The organism is Aurantimonas sp. C2-5-R2, from assembly GCF_036549495.1.
Lineage (GTDB): Bacteria > Pseudomonadota > Alphaproteobacteria > Rhizobiales > Rhizobiaceae > Aurantimonas > Aurantimonas coralicida_A.
In genome coordinates this window covers 13,368-30,741 of the sequence record NZ_JAZHLJ010000027.1, presented here as the reverse complement: position 1 = coordinate 30,741, position 17,374 = coordinate 13,368, and the positions used below count along the sequence as shown (strand labels likewise).

Here is a 17,374-nt window from a genome sequence, read left to right as displayed (position 1 = left end):
CGGCGCATGGGCGTCTTTGAGCCCGTGGTCCGCTCGGGGCGGCCAGGTTCCGTGCCGGCGGATTCCCTATGAAACCGGCCGCACGCGCCGGGCCGCGAGGGCGCAAACGACGCCTGCGGCGCCGAAGGCGGTCATCAGAAGGAGAAGGCCAACGGCGCCGCTCGGGCCGGTGGCGAGGATGGCGGCGAGGATCGAACTGATCGCGCCGAGGCCGATCTGGCAGGCGCCGAGAAGGCCCGCTGCTGCCCCGGCCGCCTCGGGCCGAACGCTGACCCCGCCGGCCGTCGCGGAAGGCAGCGCCAGTCCGTTGCCCACTCCGACCAGAAGCATCGGCCCGAACAACGTCAAGGGGGACAGAAACCCTCCGCCGATCAGCGCCAGCGATAAAGCGGTGGCGGCGACGGTCAGTGCCGCCCCCACAACCATCAAATTCTTGATGCCGAGGCGCTCCGACAGGCGGGCCGTGCCGAAATTTCCGATCATGTAGCCTGCCGCGCTGAGGACGAACCATAGCCCATAGCCGGCCGGCGTCATGCCGAGAATGGTGACGGCCACGAACGGGGCGCCGCCCAGAAAGGCGAAGAACACCGCCGAGGTCAGCGACGACGTGCCGACATAGATCCAGAACGCGCCCGAACGGACGAGTTCGCCATAGGTCTGGAACTGACTGAATACCGGCTTGCCCTTTTCGCGGTTGGTTTCCGACAGGTCGAAGGCGAGCAGCGCAAGGGTGAGGACGCCCATCGCTGCGAGCAACCAGAAGACGCTGCGCCAGCCGAGCGCCGTATCCATCGCCCCGCCGATCGCCGGGCCGATCATCGGGGCGACGGCGAGCCCCATCGTGACATAGCCGATCATCGCCGCCGCGCGCTCGCGGCTGTAGACGTCGCGAACGATCGCCCGGGACAGGGCGATGCCGGTGGCACTGGCCGCTTGCACAACGCGGCCGACAAGGAACAGGCTGACATCCTGCGCCATCAGGCAAAGTACCGTACCGATCAGGAAAAGAACCATGCCGCCGAGAATGACAGGCCGGCGCCCGAACCGATCCGACAAGGGGCCGGCAATCAGCTGAATGAGCGCCGTGGCGACAAGATAGAGCGACAGGCCCAACCCAACCGTCGCGCCGTCGGCATGCAGGTCGCGCGCGATCGAGGTCATCGAGGGGATGAAGATGTTGATCGCCAGCGGCGACAGCGCCGAGGCGATCATCAGCGTTGCCAGCATCGGGCGCCGCGCGACCATGGCCGGTATCGTCGCGCCCATGCTGTCTTCCTCCCGTGCCGTGGCCGGCGAGGAGGGCAGGATCGTCGGTAACGGCTGCTTGCTCAATGGATCTGGCTCTTCAAGGGGGCCGCGACACCGCGCACCCGTTCGCGATAGAGGGTGTAGAGGCCGCTCGCCACGACGATGGCCGAGCCGAGCAATACCGGCGTCGAGGGCCAGTCATCGAAGACGACCACCCCGATGACCAGGGCATAGAGCAGCACCGAATAGCGGAATGGCGCCACGAAGCCCATATCGCCGGTGCGCATGGACTGGACGATGAAGATATAGCCGACGATGATGCTGACAGCGGCGCAGGATAGCCACAGGGCATTGGCGGCCGAGACCGGTTGCCAGCCGCCGGTGAACGGGATCAGGATCCAGCCGAGCAGCGAAACCGCGACCGCCGCCATCAGCGAGATGAACAGCGAGGGTATTGCACGGTCCATGCGGCGCGTGGCCAGATCGCGAATGGCGGAAAACACCACGGCGGCGAGGACCGAAAGCGAATAGACGCTGAAGCCGTCCGTGCCCGGACGCACGATGATGATGACGCCCACGAATCCGACGCCGATAGCGGCCCAGCGGCGCCAGCCGACAGGCTCGTGCAGAAAGACCGCCGCGCCGAGCGTCACCGTCAGCGGCAGGGCCTGGAAGATCGCCGAGGCATTGGCGATCGGCATCTGGCTGAGCCCGGTTAGATAGCTGAGAGTAGCCATGAAATCTGCTCCCGTGCGCAGCAGGAGCCGGGGCTGCAGGGCAAGCCGCATCGGGCGCAATGCCCCCATCCGCCAAGCCAGCAGAAACAGCAGCAGCGAAGCCGCCACGCCGCGTACCGCCATGATCTGCGGCGGCGACAGCTCCTCGGAGGTGAGCTTCACGAACGTGTCGTTGACCACGAAACCGGCCATGGCCACGAGCATGAAGATCGCGGCGCGGATGTTGTCGCTGAACAATGGAAAAAGGCCGGACGTTGCGGGAAGGATCGTCAGTCGACCTTACTCTTCCCGGAGGGGATTAGCGAGAGCGGATATGTGTCGACTTGTCGCAGTCCAAATGCCGCGCTCACCGAGTGTTGACTAGAGCTTTAAGGATTTCCGGAAGCAGGCGGAAATAATCTCACGGCTAGACATGCGCCATCGTAACATCGAGGATAATAGTGCATGTCATTGTCGATCAATCTATTGCCGGCCAGCGGCACGCAGTCGCCGCAGCAGAGCTATCAGTCGCCGCCCCCCGAAGAGTCCGCATCCAACACGGCACCGGCGTCCGAAAGCCCATCGTCGGGAACGACCGCGACCAGTTCGTCTTCGCAGGCCGCGCCGAGCGGCTCCAGCACGGCCTCGGCCGCTACGTCCGCCAGCCCCGCGGCGCAGTCGCAAGCCGCACAATCGTCGGCGCGTGATTCGGCTCCGACAACCGGCGCGACCGCACCGGGCTCGGTCAATTTGGCGGCGAAGCCGGCGTCCGTCGAGCAGGTGCGTCAGGCCGCGATCGACAATGTCACAACGCAGAGAACGCTCAGCCTGGTGAAAGGTGTTGGTGAAATCTCGACGCAGTTGGCACTCTTCGCGGCGGAGCAGCCGGACACCGATCTGGCGGCGGCGAAGGCGAGCTACGAGACCGTCCAGGAAGCCTATCGCGGCGAATTGGTCTGATCGAAGCGGCGCGACCGGCGCCGCTTCCTCTCAACTCAGCCGCTGGACGGGCCGCGCAGCGTCATCGTGACCGGCCCGACCAGCGGATCATAGGTGGAGCGCAGACTTTCGGGATAGCGGATCGACACCGAGTGGATCAGGTTGCCGCGAAAGATGTAGCGCTCGTAGAAAATCCTGCCGTCGCGATAGCCCGATACCACGGCCCAGCTGCGGCCGGACTTGTCGTAGGTCACCTTGTCGACCTCGGCGCGATCCCCGATCACCGATTTCGGCGTCTCGCCGCCCTGATTGGGCCGCGCATAGATGAAGATCTCGGCACCCTCCGGCGAGGTCCAGCCCAACCCGTCGCCATTGGTCGGCGCGGGGAGCTGATCCGGGAACGCTTCCGACGGAAAACTCGCCGAGGTGCCGAACCGTTCGTTGCGATAGGTCACTTGGTCGGCCACTGCCGGCGCGGTCGCAAGCACCAGCGCAGCGGTCGCGACGGCCGCGAGCGACATCACCCAGTTACGCATGAAACTATCCTCCGGTCACGCTCATATGCCGCGAGACCGAGGGTCTTCGCGTCGCGCGGTCGATAATGAAATCATGTCCCTTCGGCTTGCGGCCGATCGCCTCGTCGATGGCGTTCGATAGTAATTCGTCGCCCTCGGAGGCGCGTAGCGGCTCCCGAAGGTCGGCCGCGTCTTCCTGGCCAAGGCACATGAACAGCGTGCCGGTACAGGTCACCCGGACCCGGTTGCAGCTTTCGCAGAAATTGTGGGTCATCGGCGTGATGAAGCCGAGCCGGCCACCGGTCTCGGCGACTTCCACGTAACGGGCGGGCCCGCCCGTCTTGTAAGGAATGTCCGACAGCGTCCAGCGCTCGGACAATTGCTCCCGCACCTGGCGCAGCGGCAGATACTGGTCGGTGCGGTCCTCATCGATCTCGCCCATAGGCATGGTCTCGATCAGCGTGAAATCGAGACCCTCGCCATGCGCCCACTCGATCATCGAGGGGATCTCGATCTCGTTGAAGCCCTTCAGTGCGACGGCGTTGAGCTTGACGCGGATGCCGGCCGCCTGGGCGGCGCGAATGCCGGCCATGACCTTGTCGAGCTCGCCCCAGCGGGTGATCTGCTTGAACTTCGCCGCATCCAGCGTGTCCAGCGAGACATTCAGCCGCTTCACGCCGCAATCGGCAAGCTCACCGGCGAAGCGAGTGAGTTGCGAGCCGTTGGTGGTCAGCGTCAGCTCATCCAGCGCACCGGATTGGAGATGCCGGGAGAGCGAGCGCACGAGATGCATGATGTTCTTGCGCACCAGCGGCTCGCCGCCGGTCAGCCGCAGCCGGCGCACGCCCTTGTCGACGAAGGCGCTGGCCAGCCGGTCGAGTTCCTCCAGCGTCAGCAGGTCGCGCTTCGGCAGGAAGGTCATGTCCTCGGCCATGCAATAGACACAGCGGAAATCGCAGCGGTCGGTGACGGAGACGCGCAGATAGGTTATCGCTCGACCGAACGGGTCGATCATCTCCGCGCCGGGGGCCCCTGTCGGGCTCGTCGCCGTGGAAGGCAGTTCTATGTCGCCTGTCGCCCGAGACGGTCGAGACGGCGAAGCCGGGAATTTCGTCATATCCATGTGGCCGAATGTGGAAGCCCGACGGGCCTGGGTCAAGCGTTTCGTGACGATCAAGCCATTGGACGAAGGAATGAATTTGCCATGACGACCGCAACGACGACACCCGAGCAGATTCGGGTGACCCCAGACCGCAGGACGCTCATCGTGGTTGTGCCGGGTGGCGAGCGCATCGAGCTTCCGGCCGAGATGCTGCGGGTGATGTCGCCGTCGGCCGAGGTGCAGGGGCATTCGCCGTCGCAGCGTCAGACCGTCGGCGGCAAGATCGCCGTTCAGATCATGGATATCCAGCCGGTCGGAAACTACGCGATCCGAATCATGTTCGACGACATGCACAGTTCCGGCATCTTCACCTGGACCTATCTCGCAGATCTCGGCCGCGAGAAGGAGGAGCGCTGGCAGGTCTATCTCGACGAGCTGCAGGCCAAGGGCTTGAAGCGCGAGCGGTAATACCAACCTGCGGTGATAGGGACCTATTCGATGGTGCTGAACGGGCTTGTCCGGCCAGGAGCGACGCGCAGTTCGATGCGGCGCATCGGGCAAGCGGGTGCGACGCCGTCCGGCAAGCCCGTCCAGCCCACCGAAGGCCGGGCTCTCGCCGTGCCTGGCTTCGTCGCGGGCCTCGCCCGATGCGCGGCATCGCGCATCGTCCCGCTCCTCGCCACGCATCGGCGATCGTCCCGGTCGAATGGGTTCCTATCACCGCAGGTTGGTATAAGGCCGGCCCGTCACCGGCGTCACGATCGAACGAAGGCCGGCAACTGGTCGAAAGCGCTCTTGAGCGCGTCGGACCAGCCCTCGGAGATCTCGCTATAATAGGGATCGCGCTGGTCGAAGCGCTGCCTGTAGCCGGCGACGAGGCTGTCGGTCTCGTAAAACTGCATGTCGATCGGCGGCCCCACCGACAGGTTGGAGCGAATGGTCGAATCGAATGAGACCAGCAGCAGCTTGGCGCAGTTCTCCAGAGACATTCCGGGGTCGTAGGTGCGAATGATGATCGGCCGGCCGTATTTGTGCTCGCCGGTCTGGAAGAACGGCGTATCGGCGCCGGCCTCGATGAAGTTGCCTTCCGGGTAGATGAGAAATAGCCGGGGCGGGCTGCCCTTGATCTGGCCGCCGAGAATGAAGGAGCCGGAAAACACTGAATCCGCCATCTGTCCGCCCGTCGCCGCGCCTGAGATCACCTCGCGCAGCGTTTCGCCGACGAGCTTGGCGGTCTGGAACATCGTCGGCTGCGTCAGGATCGCCGGCTGGCGCTCCGAGGGAGCGACGCTGCGCTCGTCGAGCAGCGCGATCGCCGCCTGTGTGGTCGCTAGATTGCCGGCGCTCAGCAGGCAGAGAAAACGATCGCCCGGTACCTCCCAGGTCTTCATCTTGGAGACGACGGAAATGTTGTCGACGCCCGCATTGGTACGGGTATCCGACATGAAGACGAGGCCGCGATCGACAAGAAGCCCGACGCAGTAGGTCATGGGTGGGGTGGTCTCCAGGATGGCGTCGACGGCGCCGATGCTCCGGCGGAATCATCGCCCGCATCGCGCCTTGTGCAAGCGCAAGACGGAAATATCAACGGGGAGTCACGCGCAAGGCACGCCGATCGACCGACGCTTTACGCATTCGTGTCGTTCGACAATACCCGTTGCGGCTCCTACGGATAAAACCGGTAGCTCTTGGCGATCTCGCCGGCGAGGCGGTTGTTGTCGAGGATGAAGGCTTCCAGGAACTCGTGCATGCCGCCGTCGATGATCTCCTTGACCGAATTGTCGGCCAGACGCTGCTTGATCGCACCCGCCGTCAGATAGCAGGGGTGCTGCACCTCGTAATTACGGTTGAGATATTTCAGGCATCTCCTCGATGCAGTCGTAGCAATAGGCGAGCGAGCGCGGAAGCCGGCGGTTCAGCATCAGGAAGTCGATGATGTTCACCGCCTTGTAGTCGGCATCGTACTCCCAGGCGTAGGAACGGTGCGCCGAGACCGAGCGCAGGATCGACGTCCACTGGAAATTGTCCAGCGAGGAGCCGACCGAGGAATGCTCGGGCAACAGCACCCAGTACTTCACGTCGAGGATGCGGGCGGTATTGTCGGCGCGCTCCAGGAACGCGCCGAGATGGCAAAAGTCGAAGCTCTCGTTGCGCAGCATTGTGCCATAGAAGGCGCCGCGGATCAGCGCTGTCTGGCGCTTGACGAGATCGAGGACCGTCTGCAGCCGCCGCGGATCGATCGGTCGCTCTAGCTCGGCCTTCATGATCAGCCAGCTCTCGTTCAGCGTCTCCCAAAGGTCGCGGGTGAGGGCGGTGCGCACCATTCGGCCGTTGGTGCGGGCGGTTTCGATCGAGGCGCGTACGCTCGACGGGTTGTCGCGGTCGCGTAAGAGAAAATCGACGATGGTGTCTGGGTCGAATTCGGCGTGCTTGGCGCGATAGGCCGCTTCGACTCCGGCCGAGACCAGCACGGATTGCCATTCGTCCGGTTCCGCCGACAGGTTGGTGAGCGAGAGCCGCTGCCCGGCGTCGACGAGGCGAGCCATGTTTTCGGCGCGTTCGATGTAGCGGAACATCCAGAACAGGCCGTTGGCGGTGCGTCCGAGTAATGCCATGATCAGTCCCTCAGTACCCAGGTGTCCTTGGTGCCGCCGCCCTGGCTGGAATTGACCACCAGCGAGCCTTGCTTGAGCGCCACGCGGGTGAGCCCGCCGGGGATGATCCGGACCTTGTCGGAGACGAGGACGAAGGGGCGAAGGTCGACATGGCGTGGCGACAGCCCCTGGTCGGCCAATATCGGGACGGTGGAGAGCGCCAGCGTCGGCTGGGCGATGTAATTGCCGGGCCGCGCCCGCAGCTTGGCCGCGAAGGCCTCGCACTCGGCCTTCGAGGCAGCCGGCCCGACCAGCATGCCGTAACCGCCGGAGCCGTGAACCTCCTTGACGACAAGGTCCTGGAGATTGTCGAGCACATAGGCGAGGCTATCGGCCTCGGCGCAGCGCCAGGTCGGAACGTTCTCCAGCAGCGCGGTCTTGCCGGTGTAGAATTCGACAATTTCCGGCATGTAGGAATAGATTGCCTTGTCGTCGGCGATGCCGGTGCCGGGGGCGTTGGCGATGGTGATGCCGCCGTTCTTGTAGACCTCCATGATGCCGGGGATGCCGAGCATGGAATCAGGCCGAAACGCTTTGGGATCGAGATATTCGTCGTCGACGCGGCGGTAGAGGACGTCGATTGGCGTGTAGCCTTCGGTCGTGCGCATCTGGATGCGCCCGTCGATCTCCTTGACGTCGGAGCCTTCGATCAACTCGACGCCCATCTGGTCGGCGAGGAAGGCGTGTTCGTAATAGGCCGAATTGTGAATGCCCGGCGTCAAGATGGCGATCGTGCAGGGGCCGTCGCAGGCGGCGGGCGCGACGGCGGCGAGCGAGCGACGCAGATGATGCGGATAGGTTTCGACCGGGCGCACCCGGTTCTGGGCGAACAGCTCGGGAAACATCTGCATCATCGTTTCCCGGTTCTCGATCATGTAGGAAACGCCGGACGGGGTGCGGGCATTGTCCTCCAGGACGTAGAACTCGTTCTCCGCGATCCGCACGATGTCGGTACCGATGATGTGGGTGTAGACGCCGCCGGGCGGGCTAAAGCCTTCCATCTGCGGCAGATAAGCCGCATTGCCGACGATCAGCCGCTCCGGCACCTTACCGGCCTTCACGATCTCCTGGTCGTGATAGATGTCGTGCAGAAAGGCGTTCAACGCCTGGACCCGCTGCTCGATTCCCTCCGCCAGTTTTTCCCATTCCGCGCGGGCGATAATTCGCGGCACCAGGTCGAAGGGAATCAGGCGCTCGGCTGCCTCGTCCTCACCATAGACGTTGAAGGTGATGCCGGTGCGGCGGAAGAAGCCCTCCGCCTCGTTGGCCTTGGCCACCAGTTCCTCGACATTCTGTTCGCGGAACCATTGGTTGAACCGGCCGTAGGGTTCGCGGATCTGGTCGGGCCCTAAAAGCATTTCGTCGAACGGTTCCACCGGCATCCTCCAGTCGGGTTCCCCCTAGAGAGAAAGCGGAACCCCGGAAAATCAAGCCTTGACGGCCAGAAGATCGGCAAATGCGCGGGACTTGGGCAGAATGCCGCGGCCTTGGGCACCCGCTGCTGCTGCCGCAATGAGAGGCCGTGGGCAATTGCTCATTGTATTTGCCTATTGCCCGCCTGTCGCCTTAAACAGGTGCGGCTGGGAGGCGAGGCCTATGGCGCGGACGCGCGATGACGATGGATCACGGTTGGACGATGCCGCGCGGGCTGGCTGGCTCTATTATGTCGCGGGCAACACCCAGGAGGAGATCGCCGCCAAGCTCGGGATCTCGCGTCAGGCGGCCCAGCGCCTGGTGTCGCTGTCGATCAGCGCCGGTCTGGTGCGGGTGCGCATCGATCATCCGATCGCCGCCTGTCTGGAACTCGCCGCCGCCCTGCGCGCGCGTTACGGTTTCGGGCTGGTCGAGGTGGTGCCGTCCGATCCGGCGTCGGGGTCGACGACGCTGGGGATTGCCGAGGCGTGCGCCGCGGAGATGGAGCGGCGGCTTCGCGGCGAAAAGCCGCTGGTCGTCGCGATGGGAACCGGGCGAACGCTGAAGGCGGCGGTCGAGAACCTCCCGGCCATGACCTGCCGTCAGCACCGCATCGTCTCGCTGACCGGCAATGTGGCACCGGACGGCTCGGCCTCGGTCTATAACGTCATCTTCTCCATGGCGGACCGGGTGCGGGCGCCGCATTATCCGATGCCGCTACCCGTGGTCGTCTCCTCGCCCGAGGAGCGGGCCCTGCTGCATGGCCAGACGGTCGTGCAATCGACGCTGTCGCTCGCCGCCGGCGCGTCTGTCGCCTTTGTCGGGATCGGAGAGCTCGATCGCGAGGCGCCGCTCGTCGTCGATGGTTTCATTACCCCGCAAGATCGTCAGAGCTTGATCGCCGACGGCGGCATCGGTGAAATCGTCGGCTGGGTTTTCGATGCCGAGGGTCGCATCCTCGATTGTCCGTTCAACGCCCGTGTCGCCAGCGCACCGATCCCCTCCACCACCCATTGCGAGGTGATCGGCGTGGCCATGGGGCCGGCGAAGGCCGCCGCGATCCGGGCGGCTGCGGACGGCAAACTCGTCAACGGACTCATCACCGACGAAGCGACGGCCCGCCGCCTGCTCGACTCCTGAGCGCGCGGCGAAGCTTCACTCTCCTCATCGCATGTCGCGTCAAGATGCCTGCCGGCCCAAGCGGACGGGCGCGTCGCCGCATGTCGAATTGGTGCGCCGCACCACGCAATTGATTTGACATCGCTTGACGTGAAGTGAGAAATTGCCCGCGTAATGGTCAATTGCTCAATTTCGAAGCTGGGAGGCTTTCATGACTTTTCGGACGATGTTGGCGGGCGCGGTGTCGCTGCTCGCCTTCGCGACCACCTCGGTGCAGGCGCAGACGACCCTGACGATCGGCACTGTCAACAACAGCGACATGATCCGCATGCAGGGTCTGACGGACGAGTTCGAAAAGGCTCATCCGGACGTCAAGCTGAACTGGGTGACGCTTGAGGAGAATATCCTGCGTCAGCGCGTGACGACGGACATCGCCACCAAGGGTGGCCAGTTCGACGTGATGACCATCGGCACCTACGAGGTTCCGATCTGGTCGAAAAACGACTGGCTGGTTCCACTGGAAAATCTCGGCGCCGATTACGACGTCGACGACTTGCTTCCGCCGATCCGCGCGGCGCTGTCGACCGACGACAAACTCTATGCCGCGCCGTTCTATGCCGAGAGCGTGATGACGCTCTATCGTAAGGACCTGTTCGAGAAGGCCGGGCTGGAGATGCCCGAGAAGCCGACTTGGGACTTCATCGCCGACGCGGCGGCGAAGATCACCGACAAGGACGCCGGCGTCTACGGCATCTGCCTGCGCGGCAAGCCGGGCTGGGGCGAGAACATGGCGTTCCTCGGCCACATGGCCCGCTCCTACGGCGCAAGCTATTTCGATGCCGATTGGAAGCCGCAATTCGAGAGCGAGGGCTGGAAGAAGGCGGTCGGCCTCTATGTCGACATGCTGACCAATTCGGGACCTCCGGGTGTGGCGTCGAACGGCTTCAACGAGACGCTGTCGCTGTTCGGCCAGGGCAAATGCGGTATGTGGATGGACGCGACGGTCGCCGCCTCCTTCGTCACCGATCCCAAGCAGAGCCAGGTCGCCGACCAGGTCGGCTTCGCGCCGCCGCCCTGCGGCATCGAGAACTGTCCGAACGAAGGCGCCAACTGGTTGTGGGCGTGGTCACTGGCGATCCCTGCTGGCTCGCAGAAGACCGAGGCGGCCGAAACCTTCATCGGCTGGGCGACCTCCAAGGCCTATCTGGAACTCGTTGCCGAAAAGGAAGGCTGGGCAAACGTGCCTCCCGGCACCCGCACCTCGCTCTATGAGAACGCGGAATATCTGAAGGCGGCGCCCTTCGCCGAACAGACGCTGAAGTCGATCAACAATGCCGATCCATCGATGGGCGAGGGCAAGCCCTATGTCGGTCTGCAGTTCGCGGCGATCCCCGAGTTCCAGGGCTTGGGCACGGCTGTCGGCCAGCAGATGGCGGCCGCCCTCTCTGGGTCCAAGACGGTCGACGAGGCGCTCGCCGCGGCGCAGAGCCAGGCCGAGCGTGAAATGACCCGTGCGGGTTACCCTAAGTAATATTATTGGGTAAAGTCGGCCGGCGCTCTGGCGTCGGCCGGCACCTTTGGCCAATGTGGCCGCGTATTGCAGCGCATGAATCGCGGCAGGAACCGCCGCTCTTGATCCGCACCGAGGGACCGCGCGTCGCGTCGCCCCTTGCGTCGAAACCGCGCGCGTTCCCGATTGGGAGCCGGCCGTCTTCGGGTGATTCTCATGGCGACCTTGCACACGAAATCCGCGGCACGGCTCATGATGGCCCCGGCGGTGATCGTCCTCTTCCTGTGGATGATCGTACCGCTGGCGATGACGCTGTATTTCTCGACATTGAACTACAGCCTGTTCAATCCAGGCAGCACGCCCTTCGTCGGCTTCGCCAACTACACCTACTTCCTGTCCGACCCCGAATTCTTCACCGCGCTGGCCAACACGCTGATCCTGGTGCTCGGCGTCCTCGTTATCACCGTCGGCGGCGGCATCCTGGTCGCGCTGCTACTCGACCAGGCCTTCTACGGCGTCAACATCGTCCGCCTGCTGGTCATCGCGCCCTTCTTCGTCATGCCGACGGTCGCCGCACTGGTGTGGAAGAACATGATGATGAACCCGGTCTACGGCGTGATCGGCCAGTTCCTCGGTGCCCTCGGCCTGCCGCCCATCGACTGGCTGTCGGAGTATCCGCTCACCTCGATCATCATCATCGTGGCCTGGCAGTGGCTGCCCTTCGCCACGCTGATCCTTCTGACCGCGCTGCAGTCGCTGTCGGAGGACCAGAAGGAAGCCGCCGAGATGGACGGCGCCGGGCCGTTCTCGATCTTCTTCTACATCACCCTGCCGCATATGAGCCGGGCGATCACCGTTGTCATCCTGATCCAGACGATCTTCCTGTTGTCGATCTTCGCCGAGATCCTGGTGACGACCAGCGGCGGGCCGGGGTCGCAATCGACCAATATCACCTATCTCGTCTATCGCCTGGCCCAGCTCAATTCCGACATCGGCGCGGCGTCCGCCGGCGGCATCGTCGCCGTGGTGCTCGCCAATATCGTCGCGATCTTCCTCATCCGCCTCATCGGCAAGAACCTGGAGGCCTGATCCAATGGCACGGAGTGTTTCCACCCGCCGCAAGATCGTCGTCACCATCGCTGCCTGGGCGGTAGGGCTGTTGATCTTCTTCCCGATCCTGTGGACCTTCCTGACCTCCTTCAAGACCGAGCTGGCGGCAATCTCGATCCCGCCGACCTTCCTCGGCTTCGAGTGGACCACGGAAAACTACGTCGAGGTCCAGTCCCGCTCGAACTATTTCCACTTCATGATGAACTCGATCTACCTGGCGGTCGGATCGACCATCCTCGGCCTGCTGGTTGCCATTCCCGCCGCCTGGGCGATGGCCTTCTCCCCGACTAAGCGCACCAAGGACGTGCTCCTGTGGATGCTGTCGACCAAGATGCTGCCCTCGGTCGGCGTGCTGGTGCCGGTCTATCTGCTGTTCCTCAATCTCGGCCTGCTCGACAGCCGCATCGGCCTCATCGTCGTCCTGTTCCTGATCAACCTGCCGATCATCGTCTGGATGCTCTACACCTACTTCAAGGAGATCCCCGGCGAGATCCTCGAGGCGGCGCGTATGGACGGGGCGTCGCTGCGCAAGGAGATCACCCAGGTGCTGGCGCCGATGGCGCTGCCGGGCATCGCCTCGACGGTTCTCCTCAACGTCATCCTCGCCTGGAACGAAGCGTTTTGGACGTTGAACCTGACGACCACCGACGCGGCGCCGCTCACCGCCTTCATCGCGTCCTTCTCCAGCCCGCAGGGCAATTTCTACGCCAAGCTTTCGGCCGCCTCGACCATGGCGATCGCGCCGATCCTCATCGTCGGCTGGTTCTCGCAGAAGCAGCTGGTGCGTGGCCTGACCTTCGGAGCGGTGAAATGACGAGGACCCCGACAGGAGTTTCGCTATGAGTGCCATCACGCTCCACAACGTTCAGAAGCGCTTCGGCGACGCCGTCATCATCCCCGGCCTCGATCTCGAGATTGAAGAGGGCAAGTTCGTCGTCTTCGTCGGCCCGTCCGGTTGCGGCAAGTCGACGCTCTTGCGTCTCATCGCGGGTCTGGAGGACGTCTCCGGCGGCAAGATCGAGATCGACGGCAAGGACGTCACCAACGTGCCGCCAGCGGCGCGCGAACTCGCCATGGTGTTCCAGTCCTACGCGCTGTATCCGCATATGAGCGTGGCGGCGAATATCGGCTTTCCGCTGAAGATGGCGGGCGAGACGAAGGACGTCATCGACGAAAAGGTGAGGGCGGCCGCGGCGACGCTGAACTTGACCGATTATCTGCAGCGCAAGCCGCGCGAACTGTCCGGCGGCCAGCGCCAGCGCGTCGCCATCGGCCGCGCCATCGTGCGCGCGCCCAAGGGCTTTCTGTTCGACGAGCCTTTGTCCAACCTCGACGCGGCGCTGCGGGTCAACATGCGGCTGGAGCTGTCGGAACTGCACGCCCAGTTGAAGACGACGATGATCTACGTCACCCACGATCAGGTCGAGGCGATGACCATGGCCGACAAGATCGTCGTCCTCAATCGCGGCAATGTCGAGCAGGTCGGCTCGCCGCTCGAGCTCTATGAAAATCCGAAAAACCTGTTCGTTGCCGGCTTCATCGGGTCGCCGAAGATGAACTTCCTGACCGGTCCGATCGCTGCCGAGCACAACGCCCATACGATGGGCTTTCGGCCGGAGCATCTGACGATCTCGCCCGATAGCGGCCGCATCAGGGGCAAGGCGGGCGTTTCGGAGCATCTCGGCTCCGACACCTTCGTTCACGTCAAGCTCGATGACGGCACGGCCATCACCGCCCGTTCGGGCGGCGATTATCGGGTCAGCCACGGCGACCCCGTCTGGATCACGCCCGAAGAGGGACGCATTCACCGCTTCGACGAAAAGGGCCTCGCGATTCGCTAAGGCGATTGCGAAAGAACCCTCGTCGCCCATGATCCGACCGGCAGGCGTCGACCGTCACCGGTCATTCCCGACCATCATCCTGGAGTGCATCGGATGTATTTGGAAAAACTCAAGCTCGACGGCAAGATCGCCGTCGTCACCGGCGCCGGACAGGGTATCGGCGAAGCCTGCGCCACGGCGCTCGGCGAGGCCGGCGCAACCGTGGTCGTCGCCGATATGGCGGCGGACCGGGTCGAGGCCTGCGTCGCCCGTCTCAAGGGCAAGGGCATCAAGGCCCAGGGCGCGACGCTCGACGTCACTAAATCCCCCGATGTCGCCGCACTCGCCGACAAGGTCTTCGCCGAGCACGGCCGGATCGACATCCTCGTCAACAATGCCGGTGTCGCGAAATCCGACGTGCGCGCCGAGGACACGACAGACGAGCACTGGCGCTTCCACATGGACGTCAATGTCGACGGCCTGTTCTGGTGCTGCCGCGAGTTCGGCCGCAAGATGCTGGAAGGCGGCTCCGGCGCCATCGTCAATATCGGATCGATGTCCGGTTTCATCGTCAACAAGCCGCAGCCGCAGGCATTCTACAACGCCTCCAAGGCGGCCGTGCATCATCTGACCAAGTCGCTCGCGGCCGAATGGGGCGCCCGCGGCGTCCGCGTCAACGCCGTTGCGCCGACCTATATCGAGACGCCGCTGACCAAGTTCGGCATGGACGAGAACCCCGACATGTACAAGGTCTGGCTCGAGATGACCCCGATGGGGCGGGTCGGCCAGCCCGAGGAGATCGCCTCCGTCGTGCATTTCCTCGCCTCGGACGCCGCTAGCCTTCTCACGGGCTCGATCGTCCTTGCCGATGGCGGTTACACCTGCTGGTAGAACACCGCCATCGTTGGCAGGGCGGATCGCCCTAGCCCGCGCCGGCCTTTTCCTCCCGGACCGAACGGGCTATTGAGCCTCGCACCCCTCCACGCCATTCGCGCGGTGGGGTGCGAGGTTGTCAGCGTCCGGGGGGATCGTCATGAGCGTGTTCATCGGGGTCGATGTCGGGACCGGCAGCGCCCGTGCCGGTGTCTTCGATGCCGCCGGCACGCTGCTCGGTTCGGCCAAGCGCGCCATCCGCATCTGGCAGGAGGATGGCGGCGTCGTCGAACAATCCTCCGAGGACATCTGGCAGGCGGTGGTCGACAGCGTTCGCGAGGCGATGGACAAGGCCGGCGCCGCGCCGGACGACATCAAGGGCCTCGGCTTCGACGCCACCTGCTCGCTGGTCGTCGTCGACAAGGGCGGCAAGCCGTTGCCGGTCGGCCCCTCCGACGATCCGGCCCGCAACGTCATCGTCTGGATGGACCACCGGGCAATGGAGCAAACCGCGCGGATCAACGCGACGGGACATCCGGTGCTGCGCTATGTCGGTGGCGCGATCTCGCCGGAAATGGAAACGCCGAAGCTGCTCTGGCTGAAGGAGAACAAGCCGGAGGTGTTCGCCGCTGCCGGCGACTTCTTCGATCTCGCCGACTTCCTGTCCTGGCGGGCGACCGGCAGCCGCGACCGCTCGGTCTGCACGGTGACCTGCAAATGGACCTATCTCGCCCACGAAGCGCGCTGGGACCCGGATTACTTCAAGACCATTGGCCTCGGCGAGCTGGTCGAGGATGATTTCGCCCGCATCGGTGCGTCCATCGTCGACATTGCCGCGCCCCTCGGCTCGGGCCTGACCGAAGCTGCTGCCGCCGAACTTGGACTCGTGACCGGCACGCCGGTCGGCGCGCCGCTGATCGACGCCCATGCCGGCGGCGTCGGCACGCTGGGCGGCACCGGTCCCAATGGCGCCGCGGACCCCGCCGGGGAACTGGCGCTGATCATGGGCACCTCATCCTGCGCCATGGCACTGACCCGCGATCCGGCCTTCGTCGACGGGGTCTGGGGGCCCTATTACGGCGCGCTGCTGCCCGGCTACTGGCTGCTCGAGGGCGGCCAGTCGGCCTATGGCGCGGCGCTGGATTATCTCGTCGCCATGCACCCGGCGTTTCCGGCAGCCAAGGAAGCCGCCGCCGGCGCGGGTCTCCCGGTGCTCGACTATCTCGAAACCCGCGCGGTCCAAATGGCTGGCTCGCTGGAAGATGCGGCCAGGCTGGCGAGCGAGATTCACATCGTCCCCGAATTCCTCGGCAACCGCTCGCCCGAGGCCGACCCGAAGGCGACGGCGGTGCTGACCGGACTGACGCTCGACAGCGGCGCCGACGGTCTGGTCCGGCTGTTCGTCGCCGGGCTTTGCGGACTTTGCTACGGCACCCGCCAGATCGTCGCGGCCAATCGGGAGAAGGGCGTCGATCTTGGCACCATCGTCGTCTCGGGCGGCGCGGCGCGTTCGGCGCTGCTGCGGCGCATTCTGGCGGACGCGACCGGCCTGAAGGTGGTGCTTCCGGTCACCGGCGAGCCGGTGCTGCTCGGTAGCGCCATGCTGGGCGCGGTGGCATCCGGCGAGCAGCCGAGCCTGAAGGAGGCCGCCGCCGCCATGTGCCGCGTCGGCGACGTCATCGACCCGGCACACGGCGCGATGGCGGATTTCCACGCGGCGAAATACGAGGCCTTCCGCGTTCTTCAAAGAAGCGAGCGCGAGGTTCGGGCGATGATGGCCGAGGTCGACGTTTCGCCGCACTGAGGCGCCGGCGCACCGGCGCAGGCGGACGGCTGAAATTCGCCGTTCAGCGGCCCCGCTATTCCTCCCCACGAAATTCGATCGCCCGCTGCGCGGTGAGCTCCAGCAGGCAATCCGATGCGATGTTCGTGCGGATCGTTCCCTCCTTGAAGAGCTCGTAGCGACGATCGCACTCGGCGTCGCGATAGGCGATCCAGGCGCGCTGCGCCTTCACCAGGGCGGCGGCGACACCCGGCTCGTAAATGCCGTCGCTCACTAACCGCTTATCCATGGTTTCGGCGGAGGCGACCGCGATCTTGTAGCTCTTGTTCAGAAGGGTGTCCCAGGCCGCCGTTTCGCGCCCGAGGCAGGTATCGATGCCGATCGTCGAGGCGCCGCCGGGAGCGCCCTGACAGGGATTGGCGACGGTTCCGATACAGGAACGGGGATCGTCGACCTGGTCGGAGAGGCACGTCCTGATCGTTGCGAGGTCGGCCTTGGCGTCTTTCGATTGCGCCGATGCCGGCTGCGCCAAGACCGCGAGCGACGAAAGGATCAGGAGAAGGCGTTGCATG

At 64.7% G+C, this 17,374-nt stretch carries 16 protein-coding genes and 1 pseudogene; 9 read left to right on the top strand and 8 right to left on the bottom strand.

Annotated features, from left to right (window positions below; all coding sequences use genetic code 11):
- Positions 1-66 precede the first annotated feature (66 nt).
- Together VQ044_RS13175 and VQ044_RS13170 are read right to left on the bottom strand one after the other, a co-directional pair.
- Complete coding sequence (locus VQ044_RS13175; RefSeq protein WP_327624015.1) at positions 67-1,332, bottom strand: multidrug effflux MFS transporter; 1,266 nt, start codon at positions 1,330-1,332, stop codon at positions 67-69.
- Complete coding sequence (locus tag VQ044_RS13170) at positions 1,329-2,222, bottom strand: DMT family transporter (protein ID WP_327647683.1); 894 nt, start codon at positions 2,220-2,222, stop codon at positions 1,329-1,331. Before VQ044_RS13170 ends, VQ044_RS13175 begins: the two co-directional genes overlap by 4 nt.
- A 207-nt stretch (positions 2,223-2,429) precedes the next feature.
- Here VQ044_RS13170 and VQ044_RS13165 point away from each other — a divergent pair, with 207 nt between their 5' ends.
- Positions 2,430-2,924, top strand: a complete 495-nt coding sequence (locus VQ044_RS13165) for a hypothetical protein (protein WP_327624013.1) — start codon at positions 2,430-2,432, stop codon at positions 2,922-2,924.
- A 35-nt stretch (positions 2,925-2,959) separates the two neighbouring features.
- Here the strand turns inward: VQ044_RS13165 and VQ044_RS13160 are convergent, their stop codons facing one another.
- Together VQ044_RS13160 and moaA are read right to left on the bottom strand one after the other, a co-directional pair.
- Positions 2,960-3,439 carry a hypothetical protein gene (locus VQ044_RS13160; RefSeq protein ID WP_327647685.1) on the bottom strand — a complete coding sequence of 160 codons (480 nt, stop codon included), beginning with the start codon at positions 3,437-3,439 and terminating at the stop codon, positions 2,960-2,962.
- A gap of 4 nt (positions 3,440-3,443) precedes the next feature.
- The gene (gene moaA / locus VQ044_RS13155) at positions 3,444-4,433 is read right to left on the bottom strand and encodes a GTP 3',8-cyclase MoaA (RefSeq protein WP_327647687.1); all 990 of its coding nucleotides are present in this window, start codon (positions 4,431-4,433) and stop codon (positions 3,444-3,446) included.
- A gap of 189 nt (positions 4,434-4,622) precedes the next feature.
- On the opposite strand from moaA, the gene VQ044_RS13150 reads away from it, so the two are divergent.
- Positions 4,623-4,988: a DUF971 domain-containing protein gene (locus VQ044_RS13150; protein ID WP_327647689.1), complete on the top strand. Its 366-nt coding sequence runs from the start codon at positions 4,623-4,625 to the stop codon at positions 4,986-4,988.
- Positions 4,989-5,275: 287 nt separating this feature from the next.
- On the opposite strand, the gene VQ044_RS13145 is transcribed toward VQ044_RS13150, so the two are convergent.
- From VQ044_RS13145 to VQ044_RS13135, 3 genes and pseudogenes are all read right to left on the bottom strand, one after another.
- A complete protein-coding gene (locus VQ044_RS13145; RefSeq protein ID WP_327647690.1) occupies positions 5,276-6,010 on the bottom strand; it encodes a peptidase in 735 nt (244 codons plus the stop codon).
- A 176-nt stretch (positions 6,011-6,186) separates the two neighbouring features.
- Positions 6,187-7,135, bottom strand: a pseudogene (locus VQ044_RS13140) (alpha-E domain-containing protein).
- Positions 7,136-7,137: 2 nt separating this feature from the next.
- On the bottom strand, positions 7,138-8,532 hold the full coding sequence (locus VQ044_RS13135; RefSeq protein ID WP_327624033.1) for a circularly permuted type 2 ATP-grasp protein: 1,395 nt from the start codon (positions 8,530-8,532) through the stop codon (positions 7,138-7,140).
- A 238-nt stretch (positions 8,533-8,770) separates the two neighbouring features.
- On the opposite strand from VQ044_RS13135, the gene VQ044_RS13130 reads away from it, so the two are divergent.
- The 7 genes from VQ044_RS13130 to VQ044_RS13100 all read left to right on the top strand — a co-directional run bounded on the left by VQ044_RS13130 (position 8,771) and on the right by VQ044_RS13100 (position 16,823).
- Positions 8,771-9,727 carry a sugar-binding transcriptional regulator gene (locus VQ044_RS13130; RefSeq protein ID WP_327624005.1) on the top strand — a complete coding sequence of 319 codons (957 nt, stop codon included), beginning with the start codon at positions 8,771-8,773 and terminating at the stop codon, positions 9,725-9,727.
- 190 nt (positions 9,728-9,917) lie between these two features.
- A complete protein-coding gene (locus VQ044_RS13125; protein ID WP_327624004.1) occupies positions 9,918-11,237 on the top strand; it encodes an ABC transporter substrate-binding protein in 1,320 nt (439 codons plus the stop codon).
- Positions 11,238-11,432: 195 nt separating this feature from the next.
- Positions 11,433-12,305: a carbohydrate ABC transporter permease gene (locus tag VQ044_RS13120; protein WP_327647692.1), complete on the top strand. Its 873-nt coding sequence runs from the start codon at positions 11,433-11,435 to the stop codon at positions 12,303-12,305.
- Between the two features lie 4 nt (positions 12,306-12,309).
- Positions 12,310-13,140 (top strand): carbohydrate ABC transporter permease, encoded by an 831-nt coding sequence (locus VQ044_RS13115; protein WP_327647694.1) that lies wholly within the window; start codon positions 12,310-12,312, stop codon positions 13,138-13,140.
- A gap of 25 nt (positions 13,141-13,165) precedes the next feature.
- Complete coding sequence (locus tag VQ044_RS13110) at positions 13,166-14,167, top strand: ABC transporter ATP-binding protein (RefSeq protein WP_327647695.1); 1,002 nt, start codon at positions 13,166-13,168, stop codon at positions 14,165-14,167.
- A 93-nt stretch (positions 14,168-14,260) separates the two neighbouring features.
- Complete coding sequence (locus tag VQ044_RS13105) at positions 14,261-15,037, top strand: SDR family NAD(P)-dependent oxidoreductase (protein WP_327647696.1); 777 nt, start codon at positions 14,261-14,263, stop codon at positions 15,035-15,037.
- A gap of 142 nt (positions 15,038-15,179) precedes the next feature.
- Positions 15,180-16,823 carry an FGGY-family carbohydrate kinase gene (locus VQ044_RS13100; protein WP_327647697.1) on the top strand — a complete coding sequence of 548 codons (1,644 nt, stop codon included), beginning with the start codon at positions 15,180-15,182 and terminating at the stop codon, positions 16,821-16,823.
- A 55-nt stretch (positions 16,824-16,878) separates the two neighbouring features.
- On the opposite strand, the gene VQ044_RS13095 is transcribed toward VQ044_RS13100, so the two are convergent.
- Complete coding sequence (locus VQ044_RS13095; RefSeq protein ID WP_327647698.1) at positions 16,879-17,373, bottom strand: lysozyme inhibitor LprI family protein; 495 nt, start codon at positions 17,371-17,373, stop codon at positions 16,879-16,881.
- Position 17,374 lies beyond the last annotated feature (1 nt).

Excerpts from the sequence above, each read along its gene's own strand:
- VQ044_RS13165 (WP_327624013.1), top strand. The coding sequence starts at position 2,430 with ATGTCATTGTCGATCAATCTATTGCCGGCCAGCGGCACGCAGTCGCCG.
- VQ044_RS13160 (WP_327647685.1), bottom strand. The coding sequence starts at position 3,439 with ATGCGTAACTGGGTGATGTCGCTCGCGGCCGTCGCGACCGCTGCGCTG.
- moaA (WP_327647687.1), bottom strand. The coding sequence starts at position 4,433 with ATGATCGACCCGTTCGGTCGAGCGATAACCTATCTGCGCGTCTCCGTC.
- VQ044_RS13150 (WP_327647689.1), top strand. The coding sequence starts at position 4,623 with ATGACGACCGCAACGACGACACCCGAGCAGATTCGGGTGACCCCAGAC.
- VQ044_RS13145 (WP_327647690.1), bottom strand. The coding sequence starts at position 6,010 with ATGACCTACTGCGTCGGGCTTCTTGTCGATCGCGGCCTCGTCTTCATG.
- VQ044_RS13135 (WP_327624033.1), bottom strand. The coding sequence starts at position 8,532 with ATGCTTTTAGGGCCCGACCAGATCCGCGAACCCTACGGCCGGTTCAAC.
- VQ044_RS13130 (WP_327624005.1), top strand. The coding sequence starts at position 8,771 with ATGGCGCGGACGCGCGATGACGATGGATCACGGTTGGACGATGCCGCG.
- VQ044_RS13125 (WP_327624004.1), top strand. The coding sequence starts at position 9,918 with ATGACTTTTCGGACGATGTTGGCGGGCGCGGTGTCGCTGCTCGCCTTC.
- VQ044_RS13120 (WP_327647692.1), top strand. The coding sequence starts at position 11,433 with ATGGCGACCTTGCACACGAAATCCGCGGCACGGCTCATGATGGCCCCG.
- VQ044_RS13115 (WP_327647694.1), top strand. The coding sequence starts at position 12,310 with ATGGCACGGAGTGTTTCCACCCGCCGCAAGATCGTCGTCACCATCGCT.
- VQ044_RS13110 (WP_327647695.1), top strand. The coding sequence starts at position 13,166 with ATGAGTGCCATCACGCTCCACAACGTTCAGAAGCGCTTCGGCGACGCC.
- VQ044_RS13105 (WP_327647696.1), top strand. The coding sequence starts at position 14,261 with ATGTATTTGGAAAAACTCAAGCTCGACGGCAAGATCGCCGTCGTCACC.
- VQ044_RS13100 (WP_327647697.1), top strand. The coding sequence starts at position 15,180 with ATGAGCGTGTTCATCGGGGTCGATGTCGGGACCGGCAGCGCCCGTGCC.
- VQ044_RS13095 (WP_327647698.1), bottom strand. The coding sequence starts at position 17,373 with ATGCAACGCCTTCTCCTGATCCTTTCGTCGCTCGCGGTCTTGGCGCAG.